25 protein-coding genes are annotated in these 23,818 nt (G+C 72.2%); 12 read left to right on the top strand and 13 right to left on the bottom strand.

Annotated elements, in window-relative coordinates; all coding sequences use genetic code 11:
• Nucleotides 1-8: 8 nt before the first annotated feature.
• A complete protein-coding gene (locus OG514_RS19175) occupies nucleotides 9-977 on the bottom strand; it encodes an alpha/beta fold hydrolase (protein WP_266896332.1) in 969 nt (322 codons plus the stop codon).
• 140 nt (nucleotides 978-1,117) lie between these two features.
• Between OG514_RS19175 and OG514_RS19170 the strand changes: the two genes are divergently transcribed.
• From OG514_RS19170 to OG514_RS19155, 4 genes are all read left to right on the top strand, one after another.
• A complete protein-coding gene (locus OG514_RS19170) occupies nucleotides 1,118-1,333 on the top strand; it encodes a hypothetical protein (protein ID WP_266896330.1) in 216 nt (71 codons plus the stop codon).
• 145 nt (nucleotides 1,334-1,478) lie between these two features.
• Entirely contained in the window at nucleotides 1,479-2,138 is a 660-nt protein-coding gene (locus tag OG514_RS19165) for a TetR/AcrR family transcriptional regulator (RefSeq protein WP_189835731.1), read from the top strand.
• Nucleotides 2,139-2,277: 139 nt separating this feature from the next.
• A complete protein-coding gene (locus tag OG514_RS19160; RefSeq protein ID WP_030207540.1) occupies nucleotides 2,278-2,505 on the top strand; it encodes a DUF3107 domain-containing protein in 228 nt (75 codons plus the stop codon).
• Nucleotides 2,506-2,744: 239 nt separating this feature from the next.
• Complete coding sequence (locus tag OG514_RS19155) at nucleotides 2,745-3,017, top strand: hypothetical protein (RefSeq protein ID WP_266896322.1); 273 nt, start codon at nucleotides 2,745-2,747, stop codon at nucleotides 3,015-3,017.
• A 36-nt stretch (nucleotides 3,018-3,053) separates the two neighbouring features.
• On the opposite strand, the gene OG514_RS19150 is transcribed toward OG514_RS19155, so the two are convergent.
• On the bottom strand, nucleotides 3,054-3,776 hold the full coding sequence (locus OG514_RS19150; protein WP_030320727.1) for a ferritin-like fold-containing protein: 723 nt from the start codon (nucleotides 3,774-3,776) through the stop codon (nucleotides 3,054-3,056).
• 485 nt (nucleotides 3,777-4,261) lie between these two features.
• Between OG514_RS19150 and OG514_RS19145 the strand changes: the two genes are divergently transcribed.
• Together OG514_RS19145 and OG514_RS19140 are read left to right on the top strand one after the other, a co-directional pair.
• The gene (locus OG514_RS19145) at nucleotides 4,262-6,826 is read left to right on the top strand and encodes a DEAD/DEAH box helicase (RefSeq protein WP_323181568.1); all 2,565 of its coding nucleotides are present in this window, start codon (nucleotides 4,262-4,264) and stop codon (nucleotides 6,824-6,826) included.
• A gap of 130 nt (nucleotides 6,827-6,956) precedes the next feature.
• Entirely contained in the window at nucleotides 6,957-7,844 is an 888-nt protein-coding gene (locus tag OG514_RS19140) for an alpha/beta fold hydrolase (RefSeq protein ID WP_266896318.1), read from the top strand.
• Nucleotides 7,845-7,871: 27 nt separating this feature from the next.
• On the opposite strand, the gene OG514_RS19135 is transcribed toward OG514_RS19140, so the two are convergent.
• On the bottom strand, nucleotides 7,872-8,801 hold the full coding sequence (locus OG514_RS19135) for an NYN domain-containing protein (RefSeq protein ID WP_266896316.1): 930 nt from the start codon (nucleotides 8,799-8,801) through the stop codon (nucleotides 7,872-7,874).
• Nucleotides 8,802-8,976: 175 nt separating this feature from the next.
• On the opposite strand from OG514_RS19135, the gene OG514_RS19130 reads away from it, so the two are divergent.
• Complete coding sequence (locus tag OG514_RS19130; protein ID WP_086024648.1) at nucleotides 8,977-9,129, top strand: hypothetical protein; 153 nt, start codon at nucleotides 8,977-8,979, stop codon at nucleotides 9,127-9,129.
• Nucleotides 9,130-9,228: 99 nt separating this feature from the next.
• Here the strand turns inward: OG514_RS19130 and OG514_RS19125 are convergent, their stop codons facing one another.
• The 4 genes from OG514_RS19125 to OG514_RS19110 form a co-directional block, all read right to left on the bottom strand.
• Nucleotides 9,229-9,834, bottom strand: coding sequence for a MarC family protein (locus OG514_RS19125; protein ID WP_266896309.1), 606 nt, complete (start codon nucleotides 9,832-9,834; stop codon nucleotides 9,229-9,231).
• Between the two features lie 351 nt (nucleotides 9,835-10,185).
• Nucleotides 10,186-11,049, bottom strand: a complete 864-nt coding sequence (locus OG514_RS19120; RefSeq protein WP_266896307.1) for a PHP domain-containing protein — start codon at nucleotides 11,047-11,049, stop codon at nucleotides 10,186-10,188.
• Between the two features lie 105 nt (nucleotides 11,050-11,154).
• Nucleotides 11,155-11,793, bottom strand: coding sequence for a DUF6758 family protein (locus tag OG514_RS19115; RefSeq protein WP_266896305.1), 639 nt, complete (start codon nucleotides 11,791-11,793; stop codon nucleotides 11,155-11,157).
• A gap of 136 nt (nucleotides 11,794-11,929) precedes the next feature.
• A complete protein-coding gene (locus tag OG514_RS19110) occupies nucleotides 11,930-12,514 on the bottom strand; it encodes a suppressor of fused domain protein (protein ID WP_266896303.1) in 585 nt (194 codons plus the stop codon).
• Between the two features lie 429 nt (nucleotides 12,515-12,943).
• On the opposite strand from OG514_RS19110, the gene OG514_RS19105 reads away from it, so the two are divergent.
• The gene (locus OG514_RS19105; protein ID WP_266896301.1) at nucleotides 12,944-14,071 is read left to right on the top strand and encodes a magnesium and cobalt transport protein CorA; all 1,128 of its coding nucleotides are present in this window, start codon (nucleotides 12,944-12,946) and stop codon (nucleotides 14,069-14,071) included.
• A gap of 25 nt (nucleotides 14,072-14,096) precedes the next feature.
• Nucleotides 14,097-14,609: a hypothetical protein gene (locus OG514_RS19100; protein WP_266896299.1), complete on the top strand. Its 513-nt coding sequence runs from the start codon at nucleotides 14,097-14,099 to the stop codon at nucleotides 14,607-14,609.
• Nucleotides 14,610-14,676: 67 nt separating this feature from the next.
• Here OG514_RS19100 and OG514_RS19095 read toward each other — a convergent pair whose 3' ends face one another.
• Complete coding sequence (locus tag OG514_RS19095; RefSeq protein WP_266896297.1) at nucleotides 14,677-15,414, bottom strand: hypothetical protein; 738 nt, start codon at nucleotides 15,412-15,414, stop codon at nucleotides 14,677-14,679.
• A 328-nt stretch (nucleotides 15,415-15,742) separates the two neighbouring features.
• Between OG514_RS19095 and OG514_RS19090 the strand changes: the two genes are divergently transcribed.
• The 3 genes from OG514_RS19090 to OG514_RS19080 are packed head-to-tail and all read left to right on the top strand — an operon-like array spanning nucleotide 15,743 to nucleotide 18,763.
• Nucleotides 15,743-17,026 (top strand): CBS domain-containing protein, encoded by a 1,284-nt coding sequence (locus OG514_RS19090; RefSeq protein ID WP_266896295.1) that lies wholly within the window; start codon nucleotides 15,743-15,745, stop codon nucleotides 17,024-17,026.
• The gene (locus tag OG514_RS19085) at nucleotides 17,016-17,585 is read left to right on the top strand and encodes a DUF1003 domain-containing protein (protein WP_266896293.1); all 570 of its coding nucleotides are present in this window, start codon (nucleotides 17,016-17,018) and stop codon (nucleotides 17,583-17,585) included. Before OG514_RS19090 ends, OG514_RS19085 begins: the two co-directional genes overlap by 11 nt.
• 44 nt (nucleotides 17,586-17,629) lie before the next feature.
• Nucleotides 17,630-18,763 carry an Mrp/NBP35 family ATP-binding protein gene (locus tag OG514_RS19080; protein ID WP_266896291.1) on the top strand — a complete coding sequence of 378 codons (1,134 nt, stop codon included), beginning with the start codon at nucleotides 17,630-17,632 and terminating at the stop codon, nucleotides 18,761-18,763.
• 56 nt (nucleotides 18,764-18,819) lie between these two features.
• On the opposite strand, the gene OG514_RS19075 is transcribed toward OG514_RS19080, so the two are convergent.
• The 5 genes from OG514_RS19075 to sigE all read right to left on the bottom strand — a co-directional run bounded on the left by OG514_RS19075 (nucleotide 18,820) and on the right by sigE (nucleotide 23,718).
• Nucleotides 18,820-19,446, bottom strand: coding sequence for a hypothetical protein (locus OG514_RS19075; RefSeq protein ID WP_266896289.1), 627 nt, complete (start codon nucleotides 19,444-19,446; stop codon nucleotides 18,820-18,822).
• 74 nt (nucleotides 19,447-19,520) lie between these two features.
• Nucleotides 19,521-19,994, bottom strand: a complete 474-nt coding sequence (locus tag OG514_RS19070; protein WP_266896287.1) for a sec-independent translocase — start codon at nucleotides 19,992-19,994, stop codon at nucleotides 19,521-19,523.
• 91 nt (nucleotides 19,995-20,085) lie between these two features.
• The gene (locus tag OG514_RS19065) at nucleotides 20,086-21,936 is read right to left on the bottom strand and encodes a S1C family serine protease (protein WP_266896285.1); all 1,851 of its coding nucleotides are present in this window, start codon (nucleotides 21,934-21,936) and stop codon (nucleotides 20,086-20,088) included.
• Nucleotides 21,937-22,015: 79 nt separating this feature from the next.
• Nucleotides 22,016-22,963 carry an anti-sigma factor gene (locus OG514_RS19060; protein ID WP_266896283.1) on the bottom strand — a complete coding sequence of 316 codons (948 nt, stop codon included), beginning with the start codon at nucleotides 22,961-22,963 and terminating at the stop codon, nucleotides 22,016-22,018.
• On the bottom strand, nucleotides 22,960-23,718 hold the full coding sequence (sigE, locus tag OG514_RS19055) for an RNA polymerase sigma factor SigE (protein WP_266896281.1): 759 nt from the start codon (nucleotides 23,716-23,718) through the stop codon (nucleotides 22,960-22,962). The genes OG514_RS19060 and sigE overlap by 4 nt, the downstream gene beginning before the upstream one ends.
• Between the last annotated feature and the right edge of the window lie 100 nt (nucleotides 23,719-23,818).

The following is a 23,818-nucleotide window of genomic DNA, read 5'->3' as shown; positions in this document are numbered from 1 at the left end:
GCCCCGGATCAGCTCCCGCCGTGATCGGCGATCAGGTCCCGGGCGGCCTGGGCGACCGTCTCGGGGTACTCCATCATCGCCACGTGCCCCGCCTCGGGAAGGGTCAGCAGGCGCGAGCCGCGGAAGGCGGCAGCCGCCTTCCGGGCCATCCGGTACGAGACGAGCTGGTCGCGGCCACCGTAGACGAGCAGCGTGGGGGCGAGGACCCGTTCCGCCTGCCGCCACAGCCCGTGCTGACCGCCGAGGGTGTACGCGTCGACGATGCCGCGCGAGGAGCGTGCCATGGCGTCCCAGAAGTAGGGAAGCTCCAGGCGCCGCTCCATTTCCTCGACGGCGTGCAGGAGCCCCTCCTCGGAGACCCGCCGGGGGTCTCCGTAACAGAGCGAGAGGACGCCGCGGACCCGCTGTTCGGCCGTCCAGTCCTTGGTGAGCTTGGCGAAGGCCGAGGCGACGCCGGGCACCGCGAGCAGCACCGTGGGCCAGGCCGTGCGCTGGGCGCGCAGCTCGGGCAGGGCCGGCGAGACGAGCGTGAGCGTGCGGACCAGGTCGGGGCGCGCTGCGGCGACGCGGGTGGCGACGGCGCCGCCCAGCGAGTTGCCGAAGAGGTGGACCGGCCCGCGCTCCGCGGAGTCGAGGAGCCGGATGACCGCGCGCGCGTGCCCGGTGACCGAGTAGTTGCCGTCGTCGGGCGGCGGCGAGTCGCCGAAGCCGGGCAGGTCGACGGCCTCGCCGTCGACGAGGTCCGCGAGCAGCGGCATCAGGGCGGACCAGTTCTGCGAGGAACCGCCGAGACCGTGGACGTACAGCGCGGGCGGCAGACCGGGCTCGTCCCCCGGCCGCGAGCGCACGGTGAGGGTGAGTCCGGGCAGCGACACGGAGCGGAGCTCCTCGCCGTCGGCGACCCGTACGGCGCGCGCGGGGCGTGACGTGGGTGGCGCGGCAGCGGTCCGGGTTTCCGGCAGCTCGGTCGACGACATGCGCGCAATATTACGAGACGATCACGCGCCGACGCGTGTGGGTGCCGTCACAGGTGCGTATGCGGCGAGCCGCGTGTGCTCCTAGGCTCGAAGAGAGGGCCATCGGAGAGGACCGCGACCCGCGTGCCGGAAGGAACCGCATGACTGTCGATCCGACCGATCCGGACACATTCGCCGAGGAAGAGGACGTCGTGCTGGACCAGGAAATTCCGGAGGCCGACGCTGCCGAGCAGCACACCGAACTGCAGCAACGCGAAGACGAACCGGTCACCCATGTCGAACGCGACTCGGCGAACGAGGCCGACTCCTCTGAACAGGCACGGGTCGTGACCCAGGACGAGGACGACTACCGCTGATTTGTTCGGTTTAATCTTGGATCGACTGTCGACCCGGACGTCCGGTCCGTGAAATTCTGCGTTCGCACCGCGCACAGCCGGGTTACCCAAAAGTACGATGGCGGCGCGCGCGACAGCGTGCATGGATCGATTTTTGGGAGGCCGCGTGAGCGCCATCGAGCAGACAGAGGCAGCACGCCCTCGGGGCACGCGCCTGCCGCGACGTGCCCGACGGAACCAGCTCCTCGGCGCGGCCCAGGAGGTCTTCGTCGCCCAGGGGTACCACTCCGCCGCGATGGACGACATCGCCGAGCGGGCGGGTGTCAGCAAGCCGGTGCTCTACCAGCACTTCCCCGGGAAGCTGGAGCTGTACCTGGCCCTGCTCGACCAGCACTGCGAGTCCCTCCTCCTGGCGGTGCGCACGGCCCTGGCCTCCACCACCGACAACAAGCTGCGGGTCGCGGCCACCATGGACGCCTACTTCGCGTACGTCGAGGACGAGGGCGGCGCCTTCCGGCTCGTCTTCGAGTCCGACCTGACGAACGAGCCCGCGGTACGCGAGCGCGTGGACCGGGTCAGCCTGCAGTGCGCCGAGGCGATCTCCGATGTGATCGCCGAGGACACCGGTCTGTCCAAGGACGAGTCGATGCTGCTCGCCGTGGGCCTCGGCGGCGTCTCGCAGGTCGTCGCCCGCTACTGGCTGTCAAGCGGGTCCGCCATCCCGCGCGACAAGGCGGTCGGACTCCTGACCTCACTGGCCTGGCGCGGCATCGCCGGCTTCCCGCTGCACGCGGTGGAGGGCCAGCTGAGCGCCGAGGGCCACTGACCGCGGACGCCCCACGGGTCTCGCGCGTGTTCGCTCTTGGCGTGCGGAAGCTGGGCCTTGTACGTCCCTTCCCACGGCTAATGTGTGCAGCGTACGGCGCGGTATTCGCGCAACGCTGACCGTTGGGAGGGACATAGCCGTGGAGGTCAAGATCGGCGTGCAGCACGCACCCCGGGAGATCGTTCTGGAGAGCGGGCAGTCCGCCGAGGAGGTGGAGCGCGCTGTGGCCGACGCGCTGGCCGGCAAGGCGCAGCTGCTCAGCCTCTCGGACGAGAAGGGCCGCAAGATCCTCATCCCGGCCGAGAAGATCGCGTACGTGGAGCTCGGCGAGCCCGCCGTTCGCCGCGTGGGTTTCGGCGCGCTCTGAGCCCAGGATCTACGGGAAGGGCCCGGTGGACCGTCATGGTCCGCCGGGCCCTTCGCCGTGCCGGACCGGGTGCCGTCCCACAGGCCCTTCGCCGTGCCGGAACCGGGTGCCGTCCGCCGGGCCTCTCGTATGCCCGTATGGCCACGTCAGGGCGTACGGAAGGATTGCGTTCGGGAGCCCTGGGGTAGGAGGGGATGGACCGCACCACCCGCCCCGCACCCCTCGCGAGGTGATCCGCAGTGTTCCTGGAAGCCCTCGGTTCCGCCCTGCTCGGCTTCGCCCTGGCCTGGGCCGCCGTGCACCGGCTCCCCGACCGCCTCCCCGTCCGGGTGATCGTCCTCGCCACCGGCGCGCTGGGCGGCGTCTTCGGCGCGCTCGTCACCCACGGGGCCCTCGGCCCCGGTCACTTCCTCGCCACCCTGGTCGGTGCGGTGGCGGTGGCGGCGGTACTGCTCTCGCTGCTGATCCGGCCGGCCTCACGGCGACGGCTGCGACGATCAGCGGCGGCGTGAGCAGCGCCGCTCGCCCCTTCCTCGTACGGGAATTCCTCAGGCGGCCAGACCGAGCGCGGCCATGCGCTTGGTGTGGGCCTCGGTGATCCGGGAGAACATCCGGCCGACCTCCGCGAGGTCGAAACCGTCCGCGACGCCGCCGACCAGCATGGTCGACAGCGCGTCCCGCTCGGCGACCACGCGCTGGGCCTGCGAGAGCGCCTCGCCCATCAGACGGCGCGCCCAGAGGGCGAGCCGGCCGCCGACGCGCGGGTCGGCGTCGATCGCGGCGCGGACCTTCTCGACGGCGAAGTTGCCGTGGCCGGTGTCGTCGAGCACGGAGACGACGAGCCCGCGTGTGTCGGAGTCGAGGCGGGCCGCGACCTCCCGGTAGAAGTCACTGGCGATCGAGTCGCCGACGTACGCCTTGACCAGGCCCTCCAGCCAGTCCGACGGCGCGGTCAGGCGGTGGAAGTCGTCGAGCGCCTTGGCGAAGGGCTCCATGGCCGCGGTCGGCTCGGCGTCCACGGCGGCGAGGCGGTCGCGCAGCCGCTCGAAGTGGTGGAACTCGGCCGAGGCCATCTTCGCCAGCTCCGCCTTGTCCGCGAGGGTCGGCGCCAGCTTGGCGTCCTCGGCGAGCCGCTCGAAGGCCGCGAGCTCTCCGTAGGCGAGGGCGCCGAGGAGGTCGATCACGGCGGCGCGGTACTGCGGCTCGGCGGAAGCCGTCGCCCAGTCCTTGGCGGCGATCCCGGTGGGTGTGGCGTTGTCAGGCGTCTCCATGGAGCGCACAATAGCCCGCTCGCGCACCCGGGGAAGGCGCTGGTCAGTCAGTGTGACCGTGCCCTCATCGCCATTTCTCCCAACACACATGCGCGATTCCGGGGTACAGTGATAAGGCGCCTGCTGAGTATGCGGACATGCTTTCGCACGTTCGGACGTATTCGGTGGGCCGACTCATGAATGAGGATGCCCGGTCGGTGGCCCGATCGGCTCCGGCCCGACAGCCCTTCCGGCGGACCCGCGGAAGGGTCACCCTCAGCGGTACGACGCTCGAGCGACGGCAGTGGTCCCGTGCCACCCGGCAGCGATCCTCTCGATCGCGCCGGCAGTTCCCGGCACGGTACGACCCCCTTCGTTCGCCTCGCACCGCGTCTCACAGAAGAGGCAGCACCCTGACTACGACTTTCCGAGACCTCGGAATCCTTCCCGAGACGGCCGAAGCCCTTGAGGCCGTCGGCATCGTCACCCCCTTCCCCATCCAGGAGATGACCCTTCCGGTCGCCCTCACCGGCACCGACGTCATCGGCCAGGCCAAGACCGGCACGGGCAAGACCCTCGGATTCGGTCTGCCGATCCTGGAGCGCGTCACCGTCCCCATGGACGTCGAGGTCGGCCGGGCCAAGCCCGAGCAGCTCACCGACGCCCCGCAGGCGCTCGTCGTCGTCCCCACCCGCGAGCTGTGCCAGCAGGTCACCAACGACCTCCTGACCGCCGGCAAGGTGCGCAACGTCCGCGTGCTCGCCATCTACGGCGGCCGCGCCTACGAGCCGCAGGTCGAGGCGCTGAAGAAGGGCGTCGACGTCGTCGTCGGCACCCCCGGCCGTCTGCTCGACCTGGCGGGCCAGCGCAAGCTCGACCTGTCGCACGTCAAGGTCCTCGTCCTGGACGAGGCCGACGAGATGCTCGACCTGGGCTTCCTGCCCGACGTCGAGAAGATCATGAACATGCTTCCGGCGAAGCGTCAGACGATGCTGTTCTCGGCCACCATGCCGGGCGCGGTCATCGGCCTGGCCCGCCGCTACATGTCGCAGCCGACGCACATCCGCGCCACCTCGCCCGACGGCGAGGGCGTGACCGTCGCCAACATCAAGCAGCACGTCTACCGTGCGCACAACATGGACAAGCCGGAGATGGTCTCCCGCATCCTGCAGGCCAACGGCCGCGGGCTCGCGATGATCTTCTGCCGCACCAAGCGCACGGCGGCCGACATCGCCGAGCAGCTGGAGCGTCGCGGCTTCGCCTCCGGCGCGGTCCACGGCGACCTCGGCCAGGGCGCCCGCGAGCAGGCGCTGCGCGCCTTCCGCAACGGCAAGGTCGACGTGCTCGTCTGCACCGACGTCGCCGCGCGCGGCATCGACGTCGAGGGCGTCACCCACGTCATCAACTACCAGTCGCCCGAGGACGAGAAGACGTTCCTCCACCGCGTGGGCCGCACCGGCCGCGCGGGCAACAAGGGCACGGCCGTCACCCTGGTCGACTGGGACGACATCCCGCGCTGGCAGCTCATCAACAAGGCGCTGGGGCTCGACTTCCACGACCCGGTCGAGACGTACTCCTCGTCCCCGCACCTCTTCGAGGAGCTGGACATCCCGGCGGGCACCAAGGGCATCCTGCCCCGCGCCGAGCGGACCCGTGCGGGTCTGGGCGCGGAGGAGCTGGAAGACCTCGGCGAGCCCGGCGGACGCCGTGCGCGCGGCCCCAAGACCGACAAGGTCGAGCGGACCGAGGAGCGCCCGGAGCTGACGCGGACCCCGCGTCAGCGCCGTCGCACCCGTGGTGGCGAGCTCGGCGACGCCCCGGCGTCGGCGGCCCCGGCCGTCGAGACCGGACCGGTGACCGTGCCGGTGACGGACGAGACGAAGGCCGAGTCCGGCCCGCGCACCCCACGCCGTCGTCGTCGCACCCGCGTCGGCGCCCCGGGCTCCGCGCCGATGGCCCACGCCGTCCAGACGGCTCCGGTCGCCCAGGCCGCCCCGGTCGTGGTCGAGGACGCTCCGGCGCCCGTCGCCGAGGCGCCCGCCGCCGCGGCCCCGGTGGCCGAGCCGAAGGCTCCTCGTCGTCGTGGCCGTACCGCCGCCCGTCCGGAGGCCGTGAAGGCCGCGCCCGTCTCCCCGGCCCCCGTGGCCCAGGAGCAGGCTCCGGCCCCGCGCCGCCGCCGTGCGCGTGTCCGCCCGGTCGAGGACACCGTCTCGTTCCAGACGGTCGAGACCGCCGCGGCCGCCCTGCGCGCCGCGCCGATCGCTCCGGTCGTCGAGGACGCTCCGGCCCCGGTCGCCGAGGCCCCGGTCGAGGAGCCGAAGAAGGCTCCCCGTCGCCGTACCGCCAAGAAGGCCGTCGCGGAGCCGGTCGCCGAGACCGTCGTCGCCGCACAGGTGGTGGCCGAGCCGGTCGCCGAGACCGTCGCGCCCGTCGTCGAGGCCACGGCCCCGGTCACGGCCGAGGTTCCCGCGCCGCGTCGTCGCCGTGTGGTGCGGAAGGCCGCCGGTTCGCCGGTCACCTCCACCCCGGTCGTCGAGCCGATCGTCGAGCCGGCGCCCGCGCCGATCGTCGAGGAGGAGCCGAAGAAGCCCGCACGTCGCCGTGTGGTGCGGAAGGCCGCCGGTTCGCCGGCCTCTTCCACCCCGGCCGAGACCGTGATCGTCGCGGTCCCGGTCGCCGAGGCCGCTCCGGCGCCCGTCGTCGAGGCGCCCGTCGCGGCGGCCCCGGTCGTCGAGGCACCGGTCGCCGAGGCCCCGGTCGAGGAGCCGAAGAAGGCTCCCCGTCGCCGTACCGCCAAGAAGGCCGTCGCCGTCGCGGAGCCGGTCGCCGAGACCGTCGCCGCCGTCGAGGCTCCGGCCGCCGAGGAGGCCCCGAAGGCTCCCCGTCGTCGCGCGGCCAAGAAGGCCGTCGCCGCCGAGGCGCCCGACGCCTCGGAGCCGAAGACGCCGACCCGTCGCCGTACGACGAAGAAGGCCGTCGCGGAGCCGGTCGCCGAGGCTGAGGCCGAGGCCCCGAAGGCCCCGCGCCGTCGCACCACCAAGAAGGCGGCGACCGCTCAGCCCGAGAGCTGATCCCGCCCGACCCTCCTGACCGCGGCCCGGCCCCTCCCCAGGGGCCGGGCCGCGGTCGTGTCGTCCGCCGGCCGGAGGGGCCGACCGGGGGCGTCGGGCCGTCCTCCGCCGACGCGGTTACAGTCCAGTCATGAGCAAGCCCCGGTCCCTCGTCCTGCCGCCCGGCACCCGCGCCCACCACCTCGTGACCGCGCGGGGCGACTTCGCCGTGCTCGACACGGAGCCACGGGGCGAGCGCCGCGGGACGGTGCTGCTGCTGCCCGGGTACACCGGCAGCAAGGAGGACTTCCTGGCCCTGCTCGGTCCGCTGAGCGAGGCCGGGTACCGGGCCGTGGCGGTGGACGGACGCGGTCAGTACCAGTCGCCGGGCCCCCGGGGCCGGGCCGGCTACCGGCGCAGGGCGCTCGCGCTCGACGCGGTGGCGCAGGCCTCGGCCCTCCGGGACGGTCCCGTGCATCTGCTCGGCCACTCGTTCGGTGGCCTCGTGGCCCGCGCGGCGGCCTCGCTCGCCCCGGCGGCGTTCCGTTCCCTCACCCTGCTCTCCTCGGGCCCCGGCCGGGTCGCCAGGCCGCAACGGATCCGGGTGCGCGTGCTGCGCGTCTCGCTCGCGTTCCTGCCGAAGGAGCGGGTGTGGCAGGCGATGTGCTGGCTGGACAGCCGGGGCGAGGAGCCGGACACGGACGACGCACCGGAGCTCGCGGGCTTTCTGCGACGGCGCTGGATGCGGACCCGGATCGCGCAACTGGCGGGCGCGGGGCGGCTGCTGCTGAGCCGTCAGGACGGTACGGCGGAGCTGGCCGCGCTGCGGATGCCGCTGCACATCGCGTACGGGGCGGACGAGATGGTCTGGCCCACGACCGCCCTCGCGGAGGCGGCCGCCCGCACGGGCGCGTACCGCACGGTGGTGGCGGGCGCCGGCCACTCCCCCAATGTGTCGCACCCGAGGGAGCTGACGGACCGGCTCACCGGCTTCTGGGCACGGACGGCCGCCCCGGCCGAGGTCGGAACGGCGCCTTGACCGGGTGGGAACGCGCCTTGACCGGGGTCAGAACTGCGCCTTGAGGTGCTGCCAGAAGCCGTCCCTCAGGGCGCGCCGGAGTGCGGCGTGGCCGCGCAGGGAGCGGCTGAGCAAACGTTCCGCCTCGACGAGCAGGTCCTGGTCGACCGGCCCTGGCAGGTAGGGCGCGCCCGGCAGCAGCTCGGCGAGCCGGTCCCGGCCGCGCTCGCCGAGCCAGGTCGCCGCGATCTGGGCGCCGACGAACCGCACCTCCTCGCGGGAGGGCGGCGGCTCGCCCTCGTTCTCGTAGGTGGTGACGGGGCGGCGGGTGACGTACGGGCGGCAGAAGTCGAGCTCGAAGGTGCGCTGGCTGTCGACCTCCCAGAGGAGCGCCTCGGCCTGGTTGCGTCCTTCGGCGGCCTCGATGCCCCAGAGGTGGACGCGGGCGCCGTAGCCCTGGGCGGCCTCGACGGCCGAGACGAGGTCCTCGTCGCCGCCGACGAGGGCGGCGTCGCTGATGGCGCGGTGGCGGGCGAGGGACTCCAGGTCCGTGCGGATGAGGGAGTCGACGCCCTTCTGCTGGTTGTTGGCGTTGAGGTTGCCGAGGCGCACCTTGACGTCGGGCAGTTCGGCGATGGCCTGCTGCTCGGGGGTGTGGATGCGGCGTCTGGCCCCGTCGTACCAGTAGACGCGGAGCAGTCTGCTGTCGGCGAAGATCGTGCGGGCCTTGTCGATGAAGGCCTCGATGAGGCCCTCGGCGTCGAGGTCGAAGGAGCGCCGGTCCTCGGTTCCCGTCACCAGCAACCCGGCCGCAGCATGGACGTAACCTGCGTCGACGAAGATGGCGTGGGTGGAGGGCGTTTTGGCGACCTCGGCCAGCATCCGCTGGAGGAGCTCATTGGTGCGCTCCATGCGTGCGTCGAGTGCGCGCAGGCGGGCGTCGGTCTCGGTCACCTGAATGGTGTCTGCGTCGTTCATACGGGGCTCATTCTCCGCCGCTCCGGGCCCGGCCGCCACACCCTCCTACCCATCAGTAGTTAGACATCCGAAAATTTTCCTTAGCGTAAGGAATGTTTGCAGGATGCATGTCGTTGGACCCGTACGTAACGCAGTTCTCCACCAGGAGGATCAACTCAGACGAAGGGAGAAGCCTGTGCGCTTCGAAATCCTGCGACTCGACGACATCGACGGCACGCCCGTCGACCGGACCGTCGTGGACGCCGCCTCCGTCAACCGGATCGTGCAGCAGGCCGCCTCGATCGGCCAGCGCATCTGGATCCGCCCCGCCGAGACCTCGGCCTCGTAACAGGTCAGGTCCACACCACGCACCGCGCCCCCGCACGGACTTCGCAAGAGCGGAATCCGTACGGGGGCGCAGTGGCGTCCGGGGTCCGCCCCCGGCGCGTCAGGCGCTCTGGATCACCTGTGTGATGCCGTTGATGATCTGCTGCACCGCGATCGCGGAGAGCATCATGCCGGCGAGCCGGGTCACCAGGACGACGCCGCCGTCCTTGATGACCCGGATGATCAGCAGCGAGTACCGCATGGTCAGCCAGAGCACGACGTGCATGGCGACGATGGCGGCCCAGACGGAGACCTGCGCGGCCGCGCCGTCGGCGTTCTGGACGGCGAGGATGACCGAGACGATCGCGCCGGGACCGGCGAGCAGCGGCATGCCGAGCGGAACGAGGGCGACGTTGACGTCCTTGGTCTGCTTGGGCTCGTCGGTCTTGCCGGTGAGCAGGTCGAGCGCGATGAGCAGCAGCAGGAGACCGCCCGCGATCATCAGCGCGGGGACGGAGACGTGCAGGTAGTCGAGGATCTGCTGGCCCAGCAGGCCGAAGACGGTGATGACGCCGAAGGCGACGGCGACGGCCTGCCAGGCCATCCGGCGCTGCACCTTGGCCGGGCGGCCGGAGGTGAGGGCGAGGAAGATCGGGGTGATCCCGGGGGGATCCATGATCACGAAGAGGGTCAGGAACAGCGAGCCGAAGACGGCGACGTCGAACACGGTGGGGTGCCTTGCGGGAGATGCGAACGGTGGGGTGTGGCCCGTGCGGGTCGGAATGCGGGATTCCGGAGGCAGGGCAGGAAGAGCGCCACCCCGCACACGGCACGGAGCCGTCGGGGGGCGGACCAGGAAGAAGAGGGCCGCCGGGCGGGCCGGGCGGGCGCGGGACAGACCTCACGACCGCGCCGGCGAACCGGGCGCGGAGCATGGCGGACCGACGGCACGACGGTGAACCGGCACGGAGCGCGGCGCACAGGGGCGTACGTCACGGAGCTCGGCGCACCGAACGGCCGACCGGCCGGCAGCGCGTCCCGGAAAGGCCGGCCCCCGCGGGGGCCGGACCAGGGCGGCCTAGGCGGCGGGTCCCCCCGCGCCGGGGACCGGGAAGGCCCCCGCGGCACGGCGGGTGATCTCGCCGTAGATCTCGGGGTCGGTCGTGTACTCGCCGAGGCGGCAGGTCTTGCGGCTGCCGTGGTAGTCGCTGGAGCCCGTGGTCAGCAGACCCAGCTCCTTCGCGAGCCCGCGCAGCCGTGCGCGCGTCGCCTCGTCGTGGTCCATGTGGTCGACCTCGATGCCGTCGAGTCCGGCCTCGGCGAGCCGGGCTATCGAGGCCTCGGGCAGCACCTGGCCGCGCTTGACGGCGAGCGGGTGCGCGAAGACGGTGACGCCCCCGGCCGCCTTGACGAGGCGGATCGCGTCGATCGGGTCCAGCTCGTGCTTCTCGACGTACGCCCGGCCGCCGTCGGCCAGCCACTCGGGCGTGAACGCCCCCGACACGTCCGGTACGACACCGAGTTCGACGAGCGCCTCGGCGACGTGCGGCCGGCCCACGGAACCGTCACCGGCGATCCGGGCGACCTGCTCCCAGGTGACGGGGACGCCGAGCTCCTGGAGCTTGCCGACCATGGCACGCGCGCGCGGCACCCGGTCGTCCCGGACCAGCTCGCGCTCGGCGAGGAGCGCGGGCTCCTCGGGGTCGAAGAGGTAGGCGAGCATGTGCAGGCCGATGCCGTCGACGCGGCAGGACAGCTCGGCGCCGGTGACGAGGGTCAGTCCCTCGGGCAGCGCCTCGATCGCCTCCGCGTGGCCGCGGGTGGTGTCGTGGTCCGTCAGCGCGACGACGTCGAGTCCGGCGGCTGCCGCGTTGCGCACCAGGTCGGCCGGGGAGTCCGTACCGTCGGAGGCCGTGGAGTGGGTGTGCAGATCGATGCGCACGACGCGTTGCTCCAGGAACTCGGCACGGACGAGGGACGCTCCAGCATAACGGGCGAATCGAACACGCCCGTACGGAAGTATCCGGCCGGACCGGCCGGGTGCACGTCAGCTCAGCAGCCTCGGCGTCAGCGCGCCGCACGGCAGGAGTTCGACCTCGGCGCCCGCGTCCCGCAGGTCCGTCAGGACCAGCTCGTCGTACATCAGGAGGCCCGACTGCTCGGGCCAGACGATCGCCCACAGCCAGAGGCCGCGCGCCTCGCCCGCGAAGACCGCGCGGTCCTGCGGGGCGCCGTTGACGTGCCAGAGCGGGGTGGGGCGTCCGGCGGCGAGGACCTTCGTCTGCGGGGGTTTGTCGATGGCCATGCCGGCGCCGGGGTCGGGGCCGTCGATGCCCGCGTACCGGGCGCCGAGGCCGACTCCGAGCTCCTCCGCGACCAGGAGCAGCTCGCCGATGCCGCCGAGCGGTCCGGGTCCCGAGCAGGCGACGGCGGTGGCGCGTCCGCCGCTGCGGTCGTCACCGGCGTACGTGACTCCGGTGAAGAGCCAGCCGACGGGCAGGGGCCACGGCATCCACACCGGCACGTGGGACCGGTGCACCACGACGCCGAGGGCCTCGACGCTGGGCGGGATCACGGGCTGGAGCGGGTGCACCGAGCCGTGGACGTCGCACTGCCAGGAGTCGGCGAACAGCCCGGGCGCCCTGACCCGGCCACCACACTTCGGACAACTGGGTTCGCCCCTCATAGGGCTCAACGGTCCTACCCCCGGGCCCCCGCGTCAAGGACGATCACCGACGATCACCCGTCCGGCCCGAGCCGTTCACCCTCGGTTCCCGAACGGCCGGAACACCGGTCACATCCGGAACGCCGATCGCTCCGGATCAGTCCAGGTTCACGGACCTGCGCAGCGGATCGCGCAGGTCCGTGCCCTGCGCCAGCCAGCGTTCCTCCAGGGCCTGCGCCCCGTGGACCCGCTTCCACGCGGCCTCGTTCGAGGTCATCGGGAGCAGGGGCAGGAAGCGCACCGGGTCCATCGGTTCGTCCAGCTCCAGGTCCTCGACCAGGCCGCCGGACCCGGCGACCAGGACCGAGCTGAAGGCGGCGCCCGGCCAGAGCGGGTCGCCGACGTCGAGCGAGGCGCCGGCGGCCACGATGACGCCCTCGACCTGCGGGGTCGCGGCGAGGACGGCGAGCGGGCGCAGCACCTTGTCGGTGTCAGCGAGGCCGGCCCGTACGGTCAGGACCAGCTCCGCGCGCGGACCCTTGACCGGATCGGCGAGCGCGGCGGTCGGGTCGGCCATCGGCTGCGCGGACATGCCGAGGGTCGCGTACCGCACGAGGTCGCCGTCGACGAAGCGGAGCACCTCGATCCGGTCCGTGCCGAGGAACGTCACCGCGGCGCGCGCGTCCGGTTCTCCGAGTGCCGTCCGCAGCCGGGCCTCGACCAGAGCAAGAACTTCTCCCATGGGGTGAGCATAAAGCGCGTATGGAACGGGCAAAGTAAGGGATTGACCCTCAGTCGGCTGATAGTCTTGGCCGCTGGTCGGGAGTCCCGAACTCCCGACTACTCGTCACACGTCATCCCTCACGAGGGACCGGCCGGAGGAGGTGGGGCTGCGATGGACCGAAGTCGATCGGGCAGTACCAGCCGCTCTTCCGACCCGCACCCGAGCCCGGTGCGTACGTACTTCCGGTGATTCCCGGCCCGTATCCGTACGGACCCGCCTCCCCGGCATCTCGCACGACGGAAGAGCATCTCGCCTTTGCCTGTCTGTAGCGAACGCCGTCACCGCGACCTCTCGGTGCCGCCCGCTTTGTGGACGACGTAGCTCCACGTCCCCATTCCGGGCTGTGCCACCCGCTCGCCGGCGGCTTCTCCGTGAAGGAGCATGCCCATGTCGATGATCCGTGACCTGCGCGCCGCTGTCCGTCCGAGCCTGCGGCACCCCCTGCGCAAGACCCCCACCACGTACACCTCGTACGACCCCACCCGCGACCACACGGCCTCCAGCGCCGTGGTCGACTGCGCCGTCTACCGCGACGGACGCCGCGTCGACGACCGCGAATGCCTCACCCCGCGCGGCGCCATGAGCCAGGTGCGGGAGAGCGGCGGCTTCGCCTGGATCGGCCTGCACGAGCCGACCGAGGCCGAATTCGCCGGTATCGCCGCCGAGTTCGGGCTGCACCCGCTCGCCGTCGAGGACGCCGTCCACGCCCACCAGCGGCCCAAGCTGGAGCGGTACGACGACACCCTCTTCACCGTGTTCAAGACGATCCACTACGTCGAGCACGCCGAACTCACCGCGACCAGCGAGGTGGTCGAGACCGGCGAGGTCATGTGCTTCACCGGCCCCGACTTCGTCATCACCGTCCGGCACGGCGGCCAGGGCTCCCTGCGCAACCTCCGCCACCGCCTCCAGGGCGAGCCGGAGCTGCTCGCCAAAGGCCCCTCGGCCGTGCTGCACGCCCTCTCCGACCATGTCGTCGACGGCTACATCGCGGTCGCCGACGCCGTCGAACTCGACATCGACCAGCTGGAGATCGACGTCTTCTCGCCGGCCGCGAAGGGCTCGACGCGCGGTGCGGACACCGGCCGGATCTATCAGCTGAAGCGCGAGGTACTGGAGTTCAAGCGGGCCGTCACGCCGCTGCTCCGCCCGATGCAGCTGCTCTCCGAGCGGCCCATGCGACTGGTCGACCCCGACATCCAGAAGTACTTCCGGGACGTCGCCGACCACCTCGCACGCGTGCAGGAGCAGGTCGTCGGCTTCGACGAACTGCTCAACTCGATCCTCCAGGCCAACCTGGCGCAGGCGACCGTCGCGCAGAACGAGGACATGCGCAAGATCACCTCGTGGGCGGCGATCGTCGCCGTCCCCACGGCGGTCTGCGGCGTGTACGGCATGAACTTCGACCACATGCCCGAGCTGCACTGGAAGTACGGCTACCCGATGGTGCTGACCGGCATCATCGCGGTCTGTTTCACCATCCACCGCACGCTCAAGCGCAACGGCTGGCTGTAGCGGCGCTGCGGCTAGGCTTCGGGCCATGACAGAAGAGCTGCTCGGGTCCGCCCTCGTCGAGGAGGCCACCAAGAAGTCCGGCCTGGTGTGGGTCCGCGGCACCGGCCCGGCCCGCGCGCTCTGGCACGTCTGGTTCGACGGCGCCGCGTTCGTCGTCGGCGACGGCCCCGGAGAGCAGCCGCTGCCGGGTCTGGCGGACGGCGGGACGGCCGAGGTCACGGTCCGCAGCAAGGACAAGGGCGGCCGACTGGTCGCCTGGACCGCGGACGTACGCGAACTCGCCCCCGGCACCGAGGAGTGGGACGCGGCGGTCGCCGAGCTGAAGGGCAAGCGGCTCAACGCTCCCGACGGCGAGGCCATGACGGGCCGCTGGGCGGGCGAGTGCCGGGTCCTGCGACTCGACCCCCGCTCCTCGACCACGGAGCTGCCGGACGGCTCCCTGGCCGCCGTACCGCTGCCCTCGGCGGCCGTCACCCGGGACCCGGTGCCGTCCGGTCTCCCGAAGCTGCTGCTCAAGCGCCGCCGCAAGCGCTCCTAGGTCGTGTCCGGAAAGCAGCGCCGTCTGCCCGCAGGGCCAGGCGGGACTTTCCGGGCACGACCCAGGGCTACGTCCGGGGCAGCTGCTTGCCGTAGTCGAGGGTCTCCTCCTTCGACGGGGCGGTGAGCGGGAAGTCCTTGTTCCACTCGGAGAGCACCACGAGGCCCGCTCCCCCGCCCCGCGCGAACTGCAGCGGGTAAGGGGAGCCCTCCAGGGCCACGTCGAGGGTGCCGCCCTCGCCTTCCGCGCCGCCCTTGACCTTGACCGTACGGACCCCGCCGATCTGGTCGCGGTCGCCCTTGACCTTCTCGCCGTGCAGGCCGATGAGGCCGGCGAGCAACAGATCCATGTCGGTGAAGCCGCGCAGCTGCTTGTACGACGGGTCGCCCTGCGGCACCTTCACGTACATGTCGTCGAGCTTGTCGGCGGCCTCTGCGTCCGCCTCCGTCGGCTTGTCGCCGCCCTGGGAGTCGTGGGTCCAGAAGCCCGCGTCGGCCTTCAGATAGAGCGCGTCGCCGACCCGCAGCAGCTCGAAGGTGCTGTTCTTCGTCGTCACCGAGCCGGCGGCGCCGTCCTGCTTGAGGCGCATGTTCAGCTTGAAGGTGTCACCCTTGCTGACCAGGGTGCCGGAGAGCCGTACCGCCTTCGCCGTGTCCGCCGCGGACCGGGCCTTGCCCTCGATCTCGGGCGCGGAGAGCCTGCCCACCCCGTTCGTCCCCTCGTCCGGGTCGGCCGCGCAGGCCGTGAGCCCGACGATCAGCCCGGCGCAGAGCGCCAGCGGCGCGACGGCTCTGCGGAGGCGCACGACCGGGACGACACGTGCTGCTGACGGAGTACGCGATGACGGGGTGCGAACGGTCACCTGCGCTGCCTCTCGGGTTCGTGGGGGGGGGCTGCCGGTCCGCGCCCCGTACGGGATACCGGGGTGGCGGCCGTCTGTACTGCGGGTTCTGCCGGGCGGGGGCCGGCCTTCCGGTGGGGACGGCAGACCGCAGCGTACCCGGGCCGGGTGACGCGCCCGGCGGCAGCCGTACGGAGGCGCTGCCGGGGCGGGTCGGAACGCCACGGGCTAGCCTGAACCCGGCAAAGCTCTGCAATGACTCGATTCGTGCGGCACCGAGGAGGCGCGTGGCATGGCGGCAGGCGCCCCCCGGATCTTCGTCTCCCACCTCGCGGGAGTCCCCGTCTTCGACCCCGTCGGCGACCAGGTCGGCCGGGTCAGCGACCTGGTGGCCATGCTGCGGGTCGGCCGCAGGCCGCCGCGGCTGCTCGGCATGGTCGTGGAGGTCCTCAGCCGCCGCCGGGTGTTCGTGCCGATGACCCGCATCACGGGCGTCGAGTCCGGCCAGGTCATCACCACCGGCGTCGTCAACATGCGCCGCTTCGAACGGCGCCCCACCGAGCGGCTCGTCCTCGGCGAGCTGCTCGACCGGCGCGTCCGGCTCGTCGGCCCCGGCGGGCAGGAGGGCGAGGAGGTCACCGTCCTCGACGTCGCCATCACCCAGCTGCCCGCCCGCCGCGACTGGGAGATCGACAAGGTCTTCGTCCGCAAGGGGAAGGGCGGGGTGCTGAGCCGCAAGGGCGAGACGCTGACCGTCGAATGGTCGGCGGTCACCGGCTTCTCCCTGGAGGAGCACGGGCAGGGCGCCGAGAGCCTGCTGGCCACCTTCGAGAAGCTCCGCCCCGCCGACCTGGCCAACGCGCTGCACCACCTCTCCCCCAAGCGGCGCGTCGAGGTGGCGGCCGCGCTCGACGACGACCGGCTCGCCGACGTCCTGGAGGAGCTGCCGGAGGACGACCAGATCGAGATCCTCGGGAAGCTGAAGGAGGAGCGCGCGGCCGACGTCCTGGAGGCGATGGACCCGGACGACGCGGCCGACCTGCTGTCCGAGCTGCCGGAGGAGGACAAGGAGCGGCTGCTGACCCTGATGCAGCCGGACGACGCGGCCGACGTACGCCGGCTCCTGGCGTACGAGGAGCGCACGGCGGGCGGTCTGATGACGACCGAGCCGATCGTGCTGCGGCCGGACGCCACGGTCGCGGACGCGCTGGCCCGGGTCCGGCAGCAGGACCTGTCGCCCGCGCTCGCGGCGCAGGTGTACGTGTGCCGCCCGCCGGACGAGACGCCGACGGGCAAGTACCTGGGCACGGTGCACTTCCAGCGGCTCCTTCGCGACCCGCCGTTCACCCTCGTCAGCTCGCTCGTGGACAGCGATCTCCCGCCGCTCGGCCCGGACACCCCGCTGCCCGCCGTCACCAGCTATCTCGCCGCGTACAACATGGTCGCGGCGCCCGTGGTGGACGAGAGCGGTTCGCTGCTCGGCGCGGTCACCGTCGACGACGTGCTCGACCATCTGCTGCCGGAGGACTGGCGGGAGACGGAGTTCCACGAGGAGGGGGCCGGGCATGGCGGCTGAGCGCACGCAGGACCGCGAGCGGGAGCGGGAGCGCGACCGGCCGGGCCCCCGCATCCGGCTCGACCTGCCGCGCGAGCGGCGGGCCAGGCTGCTCCCGGAGTACGACCCCGAGGCCTTCGGACGCATGTCGGAGCGGATCGCCCGCTTCCTGGGCACGGGCCGGTTCCTCGTCTGGATGACCCTGACGATCATCGTCTGGGTCCTGTGGAACATCTTCGCGCCGGGCTCGCTCAAGTTCGACGAGTACCCGTTCATCTTCCTGACGCTCGCACTGTCCCTGCAGGCCTCGTACGCGGCGCCGCTGATCCTGCTCGCCCAGAACCGGCAGGACGACCGGGACCGGGTCAATCTCGAACAGGACCGGAAGCAGAACGAGCGGTCGATCGCGGACACCGAGTACCTCACCCGGGAGATCGCGGCACTCCGGATGGGCCTGGGCGAGGTGGCCACCCGCGACTGGATCCGCTCCGAACTCCAGGACCTGATCAAGGAGCTGGAGGAGCGCCGGGATCTATTCCCGACAGGTGACCCCCACCGAAGTGACGTACCCGACCGTTGACAGGCCTTTCATGGGCCGGTGGTCGGCGCCGTACCATCGTCGGTATGGCTATGGAAGACGCGGTGCTCGAAGCACTGGCGACGGTGAACGACCCCGAGATCAACAAACCGATCACTGAGCTCGGCATGGTCAAGTCGGTGGAGATCGAACCGGACGGCAAGGTCGCCGTCACGGTCTACCTGACCGTCTCCGGCTGCCCGATGCGCGAGACCATCACCCAGCGGGTGACCGATGCCGTCTCCGGCGTCGAGGGCGTCACCGGCGTCGACGTCTCGCTGGACGTGATGAGCGACGAGCAGCGCAAGGAGCTGGCGACGGCGCTGCGCGGCACGAGCGCCGAGCGCGAGGTGCCGTTCGCGAAGCCGGGCTCGCTGACCAGGGTGTACGCGGTCGCCTCCGGCAAGGGTGGCGTCGGCAAGTCCTCCGTCACCGTGAACCTGGCCGCGGCGATGGCCGCCGACGGCCTGAAGGTCGGCGTCGTCGACGCCGACATCTACGGTCACTCGGTGCCCCGCATGCTGGGCGCGGACGGCCGTCCGACCCAGGTCGAGAACATGATCATGCCGCCGTCGGCGAACGGTGTGAAGGTCATCTCCATCGGCATGTTCACCCCGGGCAACGCGCCGGTCGTGTGGCGCGGCCCGATGCTGCACCGCGCGCTCCAGCAGTTCCTCGCGGACGTGTACTGGGGCGACCTGGACGTCCTCCTGCTCGACCTGCCCCCGGGCACCGGCGACATCGCGATCTCGGTCGCGCAGCTCGTCCCGAACGCGGAGATCCTGGTCGTCACCACCCCGCAGCAGGCGGCGGCCGAGGTCGCCGAGCGGGCCGGTTCCATCGCCGTCCAGACCCACCAGAAGATCGTCGGTGTCGTCGAGAACATGGCGGGCCTGCCGTGCCCGCACTGCGACGAGATGGTCGACGTGTTCGGCACGGGCGGCGGCCAGCGGGTCGCGGACGGTCTGACGCAGACCACGGGTGCGACGGTCCCGGTCCTCGGCTCGATCCCGATCGACGTGCGGCTCCGCGAGGGCGGCGACGAGGGCAAGCCCGTCGTCCTCACGGACCCGGACTCCCCGGCGGGCGCGGCCCTCCGCGCGATCGCCGGCAAGCTCGGCGGCCGCCAGCGAGGCCTCTCGGGCATGAGCCTGGGCATCACGCCGCGCAACAAGTTCTGAGTGCCGGGAAAGGGCGCCCCCGAGGGGGCGCCCTTTCCCGTTCCCGCTCTTGGTTCCTACACGTAGGCGTCGAGGTCCTTGATCTGCGAGAACCCCAGACCGTACGCACTCATCCCACGCCCGTACGCGCCGATGTGCACCCCCGCCGCGGACCCGGCCAGGACCCACCCGAACTCCGACTCGCGGTAGTGGAACGGCACCGGCACCCCGTCCACCGGCAGCGACAGCGTCGACCACTCCGTCCCGCCGAGGTCGTCGGCCAGCTCGAAGGCCGTCTCGGTCTGCTGGTCCAGCCAGTTGTCCCGCGTCGCGTGGTCGAGCGAGGCAGGCCAGGTGTGGACGAGCAGCCCGGAGCCGGCCAGCCAGGCGGCCGAGGAGACGGTGGTGGCGTCGAGGACGCCGGTGCCGTCTCCGGTGCGCCGTACGGGGCTCGCGGCCACCGTCACGACCACCGCGAACCGTTCCTTCTCCGCGCCGGTCGCGTCCGACTTTATGGACGGCGTGTCACCGTGCCCGGTCGACCCGTGCTGCACGCTGCCGTCCGCCGCCGTGCCGACCTGCATCAGCCAGCGGGGCCCGGTGAACGCCTCGTCGAGGCCGTACCAGGCGAAGGGTGCGCGCAGGTAGCCCTCGGCGGTCCGCCGGGCCGTGGGTACGCCCTCCACCCGACTCGTGGTCTCCATCTCGGCCGCCTCCTCGTTGCGTCAACAGAGGGAGGATAGCCACCAGGACGCGTCGGGTCGGTGACAGCCCGTCGTCAGGTCGCGTCGGAGTCGTACGGAGGACGCTCTCCGTTGTCCGGCTTGTCCTGCTTCTTCAGCAGGTCCGGGGTGCCGTTGGCGGAGGTGACCGCACCGGAGGAACCGTTGACCGGGGAACCGTTGACGGCCGAGGTCTGCGGCTCGCGGCTGTGCACCGCGTCGGCGACCTCGTTCATCTCCTTCTTGAGGTCGAAGCTGCCGCGCAGCTCCTTGAGCTCCCGGAGGTCCTCGTTCTGCTCCATCTGCTTGCGGAGGAACGTCTTCGGGTTGAGGTCCTCGAACTCGAAGTCCTTGAAGTCCGGTCCCAGCTCGCTGCGGATGTCCTCCTTCGCGCTGTCCGAGAACTCACGGATCTTCCGGATGAAGCGCGAGACGTCCTGGATGACCTTCGGGAGCTTGTCCGGCCCGAAGACGAGCACGGCGAGGACGACGAGCGTCACCAGCTCGAGTGCGCCTATGTCGCTGAACACCTAGTAGCTCCTTCATGCCGGTCAAGGGCCCGGTCCACGGTACCCGCCGAAACTGTCGGACGGGTACCTCCGGGTGTCCGCCACATGGCACTCAGGTGCCCTGGGAGGAGCCCAGCGTCAACGTCTTTGTCAGCTCTTTGCCGTTGCGGGTCAGGGTGAGCGCCAGCTTGTCGCCGGGGCGGTGGGCGCGGATCTTCACGATCAGCTCCTCGCCGTTGTGCACGCGCTGGCCGTCGACCTTGGTGATGACGTCCCCGGGCCGGAGCCCCGCCTTCGCGGCCGGGCCGCCGGGCGTGACGGACGCGGAGCCGTCCTTGCCCTTCTCGCCGACGCGGGCGCCGTCGCCGTTGAACTGCATGTCGAGGCTCACACCGATGACCGGGTGGGTGGCCTTGCCGGTGTTGATGAGCTCCTCGGCGACCCGCTTGCCCTGGTTGATCGGTATGGCGAAGCCGAGGCCGATGGAGCCGGGCTGGGAGGCACTGCCGCCCTCTCCGTCACCGGAGCCGCCGCCGGCCGCGCGGATCGCGCTGTTGATGCCGATGACCCGGCCCTTGGAGTCGAGGAGCGGGCCGCCGGAGTTGCCGGGGTTGATGGGGGCGTCGGTCTGGAGGGCGTCGACGTAGCTGATGTCGCTGCCGTCGCCCTTCTCGCCGCCCGCGGTGATCGGGCGTTCCTTGGCGCTGATGATGCCGGACGTGACCGTGTTGGACAGGTCGAAGGGGGCGCCGATGGCGACGACGGGGTCGCCGACGCGGACGTTGTCGGAGTTGCCGAGCGGCAGCGCCTTGAGGCCGGAGACGCCGATGACCTGGACGACGGCCAGGTCGTAGCCGGTGTCCTTGCCGACGACCTTGGCACGGGCGGTCTCGCCGCTGGAGAAGGTCACCGAGATGTCCTCGGAGGACCGGGCCCCGTCGACGACGTGGTTGTTGGTGAGGATGTGGCCCTTGGTGTCCAGCACGAAGCCGGTGCCGGTGCCGGACGAACCGCCGCCCTTGACGTGCAGGGTGACCACGCCGGGCAGGGCGGCGGCCGCGATCCCGGCCACGCTGTCCGGGGCACGGTCGGTGTCCCCGCCGTCCGCCTGCGGCAGCTCGACGGTGGTGATCCCGCCGTTGCGCTCGACGTACGCGCCGATGCCGCCGCCGATGACTCCGGTGACGAGCGCGAGGACGAGCGCGCCCACGACGGCGAGCCCCGTGCGGGACTTCTTCGCGGGCGCGGGGTGGAATCCGACCCCGCCGGCCCCCCAGGGGTCGTACTGCACCCAGGGCGCCCCGCCCTGCGGCGGCGGCACGGCGCCCCCTTGCGCGTGCGGCTGGGACTGCGGGTGGGGATGCGGCTGAGGCTGGGGCTGCTGCGGTACGGGGGGCACGTGGGCCTGCTGCGGCGGTACGTGCGCCGGAGGGCGCTGTACGGGCGGCGCGGGCGCCCACGGGCCGGGCTCACCGTAGGGCGGCGTCCGGTACTCGTCGGGGGCGTGCAGGGGCTGCGGCGCGGTCTGCGCGGGCGCCGGGGCCTGCGGGGCGTCGGCGACGGGAGCGTCGGTGACCGGGAGGGCCGCCGTCGGGGCCTCGTCCGCCGGGGCCGGAGGCTCGCCCTTGGTCAGCAGAACGGCGGGAGCGGCCTCGGCCACGGGCGCGGGCGCGTCGGCGACGACGACGACCTCGGACATCACCGCCGTGTCCCGCGAGTCCGCCACATCCGTCATGTCCGTCACGTCGGCCACGACGCCGGCGGCGTCCGAGGCAGCCGGCGCCTCGGCCGCACCCCCGGCCGACGGCTGCGGCGCGGGCAGCGGAAAGTCGCCGTCGGCGTCATCCGTGCCGACGGCGGTGACGCCCTCCGTGAGGTCGTCGGCCGGAGGCGGCGAGGGTATCCGCGCCGCCTCCGGTGTGGTCGAAGGCCGGCTCCACCAGTTCGGCTTCCCGTTGTTCATGCTCTCCCCGCAACCCGCTGACCCGTGCCGCGCCCCTTGGGTCGGGCGCCCCTGTCCCTGGATTCAACCAGGTCGCGGGTCAGCGGTGGGAGCCGAGCGGTGCGGTCGTCGGGCTGGGGGCCGGACTGGGTCCGGGACCGAGGGCCAGTTGGAGGGCCGGACCCGTCGGCCGTATGAAGGGCGACAGGGCGAGGAACGACTGCGTGCCCTGGTCGCGGAGGCGTACCGCCACCAGCGGAGCGGCGGCGGAGCGCACCGCGTCCGGCGGGACGGCGCCCGCGGGAACCGTGCCCGGGCCGACGGCGGCCACCGGCCCGTGCGGCAGCGCCGCCGGGGCTCCGGGAGACAGCGGGGCCCCCGGGGTCACCTGCGTGCCGTCGACGGACTGGGCGCCGCGCTCGCCGGAGCGCGTGCCCCGGGTGACGGCCGTGCCGCCGCCGGGGCCCGTGGAGGTGGCGCGCAGCGGGGTGACCGCGGTGCCGGTGCCCTGGCCGCCGCGTGCGCTCGCGTTCACCGAGGCCTCCAGCGGCAGGGTGCCGCCGAGGGCGATGGCCGCGAACGAGACGGCGCTGGCCGCCGCGAAGGCGAAGCGCCGCCCGCGCCAGGAGGTTCCGGACGCGCGGTCGCCGACCTCGTGGATACGGAAGCCGGTGTGCGGGGAGTGCGGGGTGTGTGGCGTGACGACGGCCGCCGTGGCGAAGCCGTCGGACTTCAGTCCGCCCGCGCCGAGGAGCTCTTCGAGGGGGCCTCGGGTTCCGCCGGGGCCTCCCGGCTCACCGGGGCCCCCCGGTAGCCCCTGGAGCCGGGCGAGGAATCCTTCCGAGGGCGGCGGGGGAGCCGCCGAGGCGAAGACGCTCTTGAGGGTGCGCTGTGCGTCGGCCTCCGCCTTGCAGCGGGGGCAGGTCGCGAGGTGGGCGAGGACCCGCTCGCGGGCGTCGTGGCCGAGTTCGCCGTCGACGAGCGCGGCCAGCCGGTCCCCGAGGTGGTGTTCCGCGGGGGTCGGTGACGAGGGACGTGTGCCGCTCACGCTGTCCCTGCCTCCCATCCGACGGAGGCCAGGGCACGCTCCGCCCGTGCCTCGGGCGAGCGGTGCTTGAGGGCCTTGCGCAGGTGGGAGCGTCCGCGGTGGATCCGGCTGCGGACGGTGCCGAGCTTCACACCGAGGGTCGCGGCGATCTCCTCGTACGACAGTCCTTCGATGTCGCAGAGGACGACCGCGGCGCGGAACTCGGGCGCGAGGGTGTCGAGGGCCTGCTGCACGTCCGCGTCGAAGTGGGTGTCGTTGAACACCTGCTGCGGCGAGGGCTCACGGCTGGGCAGCCGCTCGGCGGCGTCGTCGGCGAGCGCGTCGAAACGGATGCGCTGCTTGCGGCGGACCATGTCGAGGAAGAGATTGGTGGTGATGCGGTGGAGCCAGCCCTCGAAGGTGCCCGGCGTGTACGTCGACAGCGAGCGGAAGACACGGACGAAGACCTCTTGCGTCAGGTCCTCGGCGTCGTGCTGGTTGCCCGTGAGGCGGTAGGCGAGACGGTAGACCCGGCCACTGTGCGTGCTGACGATCTCCTCCCAGGTGGGCGGAGTCCACGCCTGCGATTCCGCATCCGATGCGAAGGTCGCGGTGGTGGGAGCGGCGTCGGTGGTGCGGATTCGGTCAGCGGTGTCGGTCACGGATTTCGGCTCACCCGCCGACCTGAGAAGACGCCGAAGCACTCCTCCCCGATCCACAGGCGCAGCCGCACCTCCCCTATCGGCTCTGGTGGTGTCCAGTGGAGCCCCTACCATAGCCACCTCGCCCGTTAGCTCCGGATAAGAATCTTTACGCGAATTTGGAACCGGGTCCCCCGGCTTCCTCCTGCCGCGTCCTTCCCCTGGTGAACGCCCG

Origin of the sequence: Streptomyces sp. NBC_00572 (genome assembly GCF_026341815.1) — a bacterium.
In the GTDB taxonomy this organism is placed as follows: Bacteria; Actinomycetota; Actinomycetes; order Streptomycetales; family Streptomycetaceae; genus Streptomyces.
Note: the sequence above shows the minus strand (reverse complement) of the source record. Positions and strands in the feature narration are given on the sequence as shown.

Excerpts from the sequence above, each read along its gene's own strand:
- OG514_RS19175 (WP_266896332.1), bottom strand. The coding sequence starts at position 977 with ATGTCGTCGACCGAGCTGCCGGAAACCCGGACCGCTGCCGCGCCACCC.
- OG514_RS19170 (WP_266896330.1), top strand. The coding sequence starts at position 1,118 with ATGACTGTCGATCCGACCGATCCGGACACATTCGCCGAGGAAGAGGAC.
- OG514_RS19150 (WP_030320727.1), bottom strand. The coding sequence starts at position 3,776 with ATGGAGACGCCTGACAACGCCACACCCACCGGGATCGCCGCCAAGGAC.
- OG514_RS19145 (WP_323181568.1), top strand. The coding sequence starts at position 4,262 with ATGACCCTTCCGGTCGCCCTCACCGGCACCGACGTCATCGGCCAGGCC.
- OG514_RS19140 (WP_266896318.1), top strand. The coding sequence starts at position 6,957 with ATGAGCAAGCCCCGGTCCCTCGTCCTGCCGCCCGGCACCCGCGCCCAC.
- OG514_RS19135 (WP_266896316.1), bottom strand. The coding sequence starts at position 8,801 with ATGAACGACGCAGACACCATTCAGGTGACCGAGACCGACGCCCGCCTG.
- OG514_RS19115 (WP_266896305.1), bottom strand. The coding sequence starts at position 11,793 with ATGAGGGGCGAACCCAGTTGTCCGAAGTGTGGTGGCCGGGTCAGGGCG.
- OG514_RS19110 (WP_266896303.1), bottom strand. The coding sequence starts at position 12,514 with ATGGGAGAAGTTCTTGCTCTGGTCGAGGCCCGGCTGCGGACGGCACTC.
- OG514_RS19105 (WP_266896301.1), top strand. The coding sequence starts at position 12,944 with ATGTCGATGATCCGTGACCTGCGCGCCGCTGTCCGTCCGAGCCTGCGG.
- OG514_RS19100 (WP_266896299.1), top strand. The coding sequence starts at position 14,097 with ATGACAGAAGAGCTGCTCGGGTCCGCCCTCGTCGAGGAGGCCACCAAG.
- OG514_RS19090 (WP_266896295.1), top strand. The coding sequence starts at position 15,743 with ATGGCGGCAGGCGCCCCCCGGATCTTCGTCTCCCACCTCGCGGGAGTC.
- OG514_RS19085 (WP_266896293.1), top strand. The coding sequence starts at position 17,016 with ATGGCGGCTGAGCGCACGCAGGACCGCGAGCGGGAGCGGGAGCGCGAC.
- OG514_RS19080 (WP_266896291.1), top strand. The coding sequence starts at position 17,630 with ATGGCTATGGAAGACGCGGTGCTCGAAGCACTGGCGACGGTGAACGAC.
- OG514_RS19075 (WP_266896289.1), bottom strand. The coding sequence starts at position 19,446 with ATGGAGACCACGAGTCGGGTGGAGGGCGTACCCACGGCCCGGCGGACC.
- OG514_RS19065 (WP_266896285.1), bottom strand. The coding sequence starts at position 21,936 with ATGAACAACGGGAAGCCGAACTGGTGGAGCCGGCCTTCGACCACACCG.
- sigE (WP_266896281.1), bottom strand. The coding sequence starts at position 23,718 with ATGGTAGGGGCTCCACTGGACACCACCAGAGCCGATAGGGGAGGTGCG.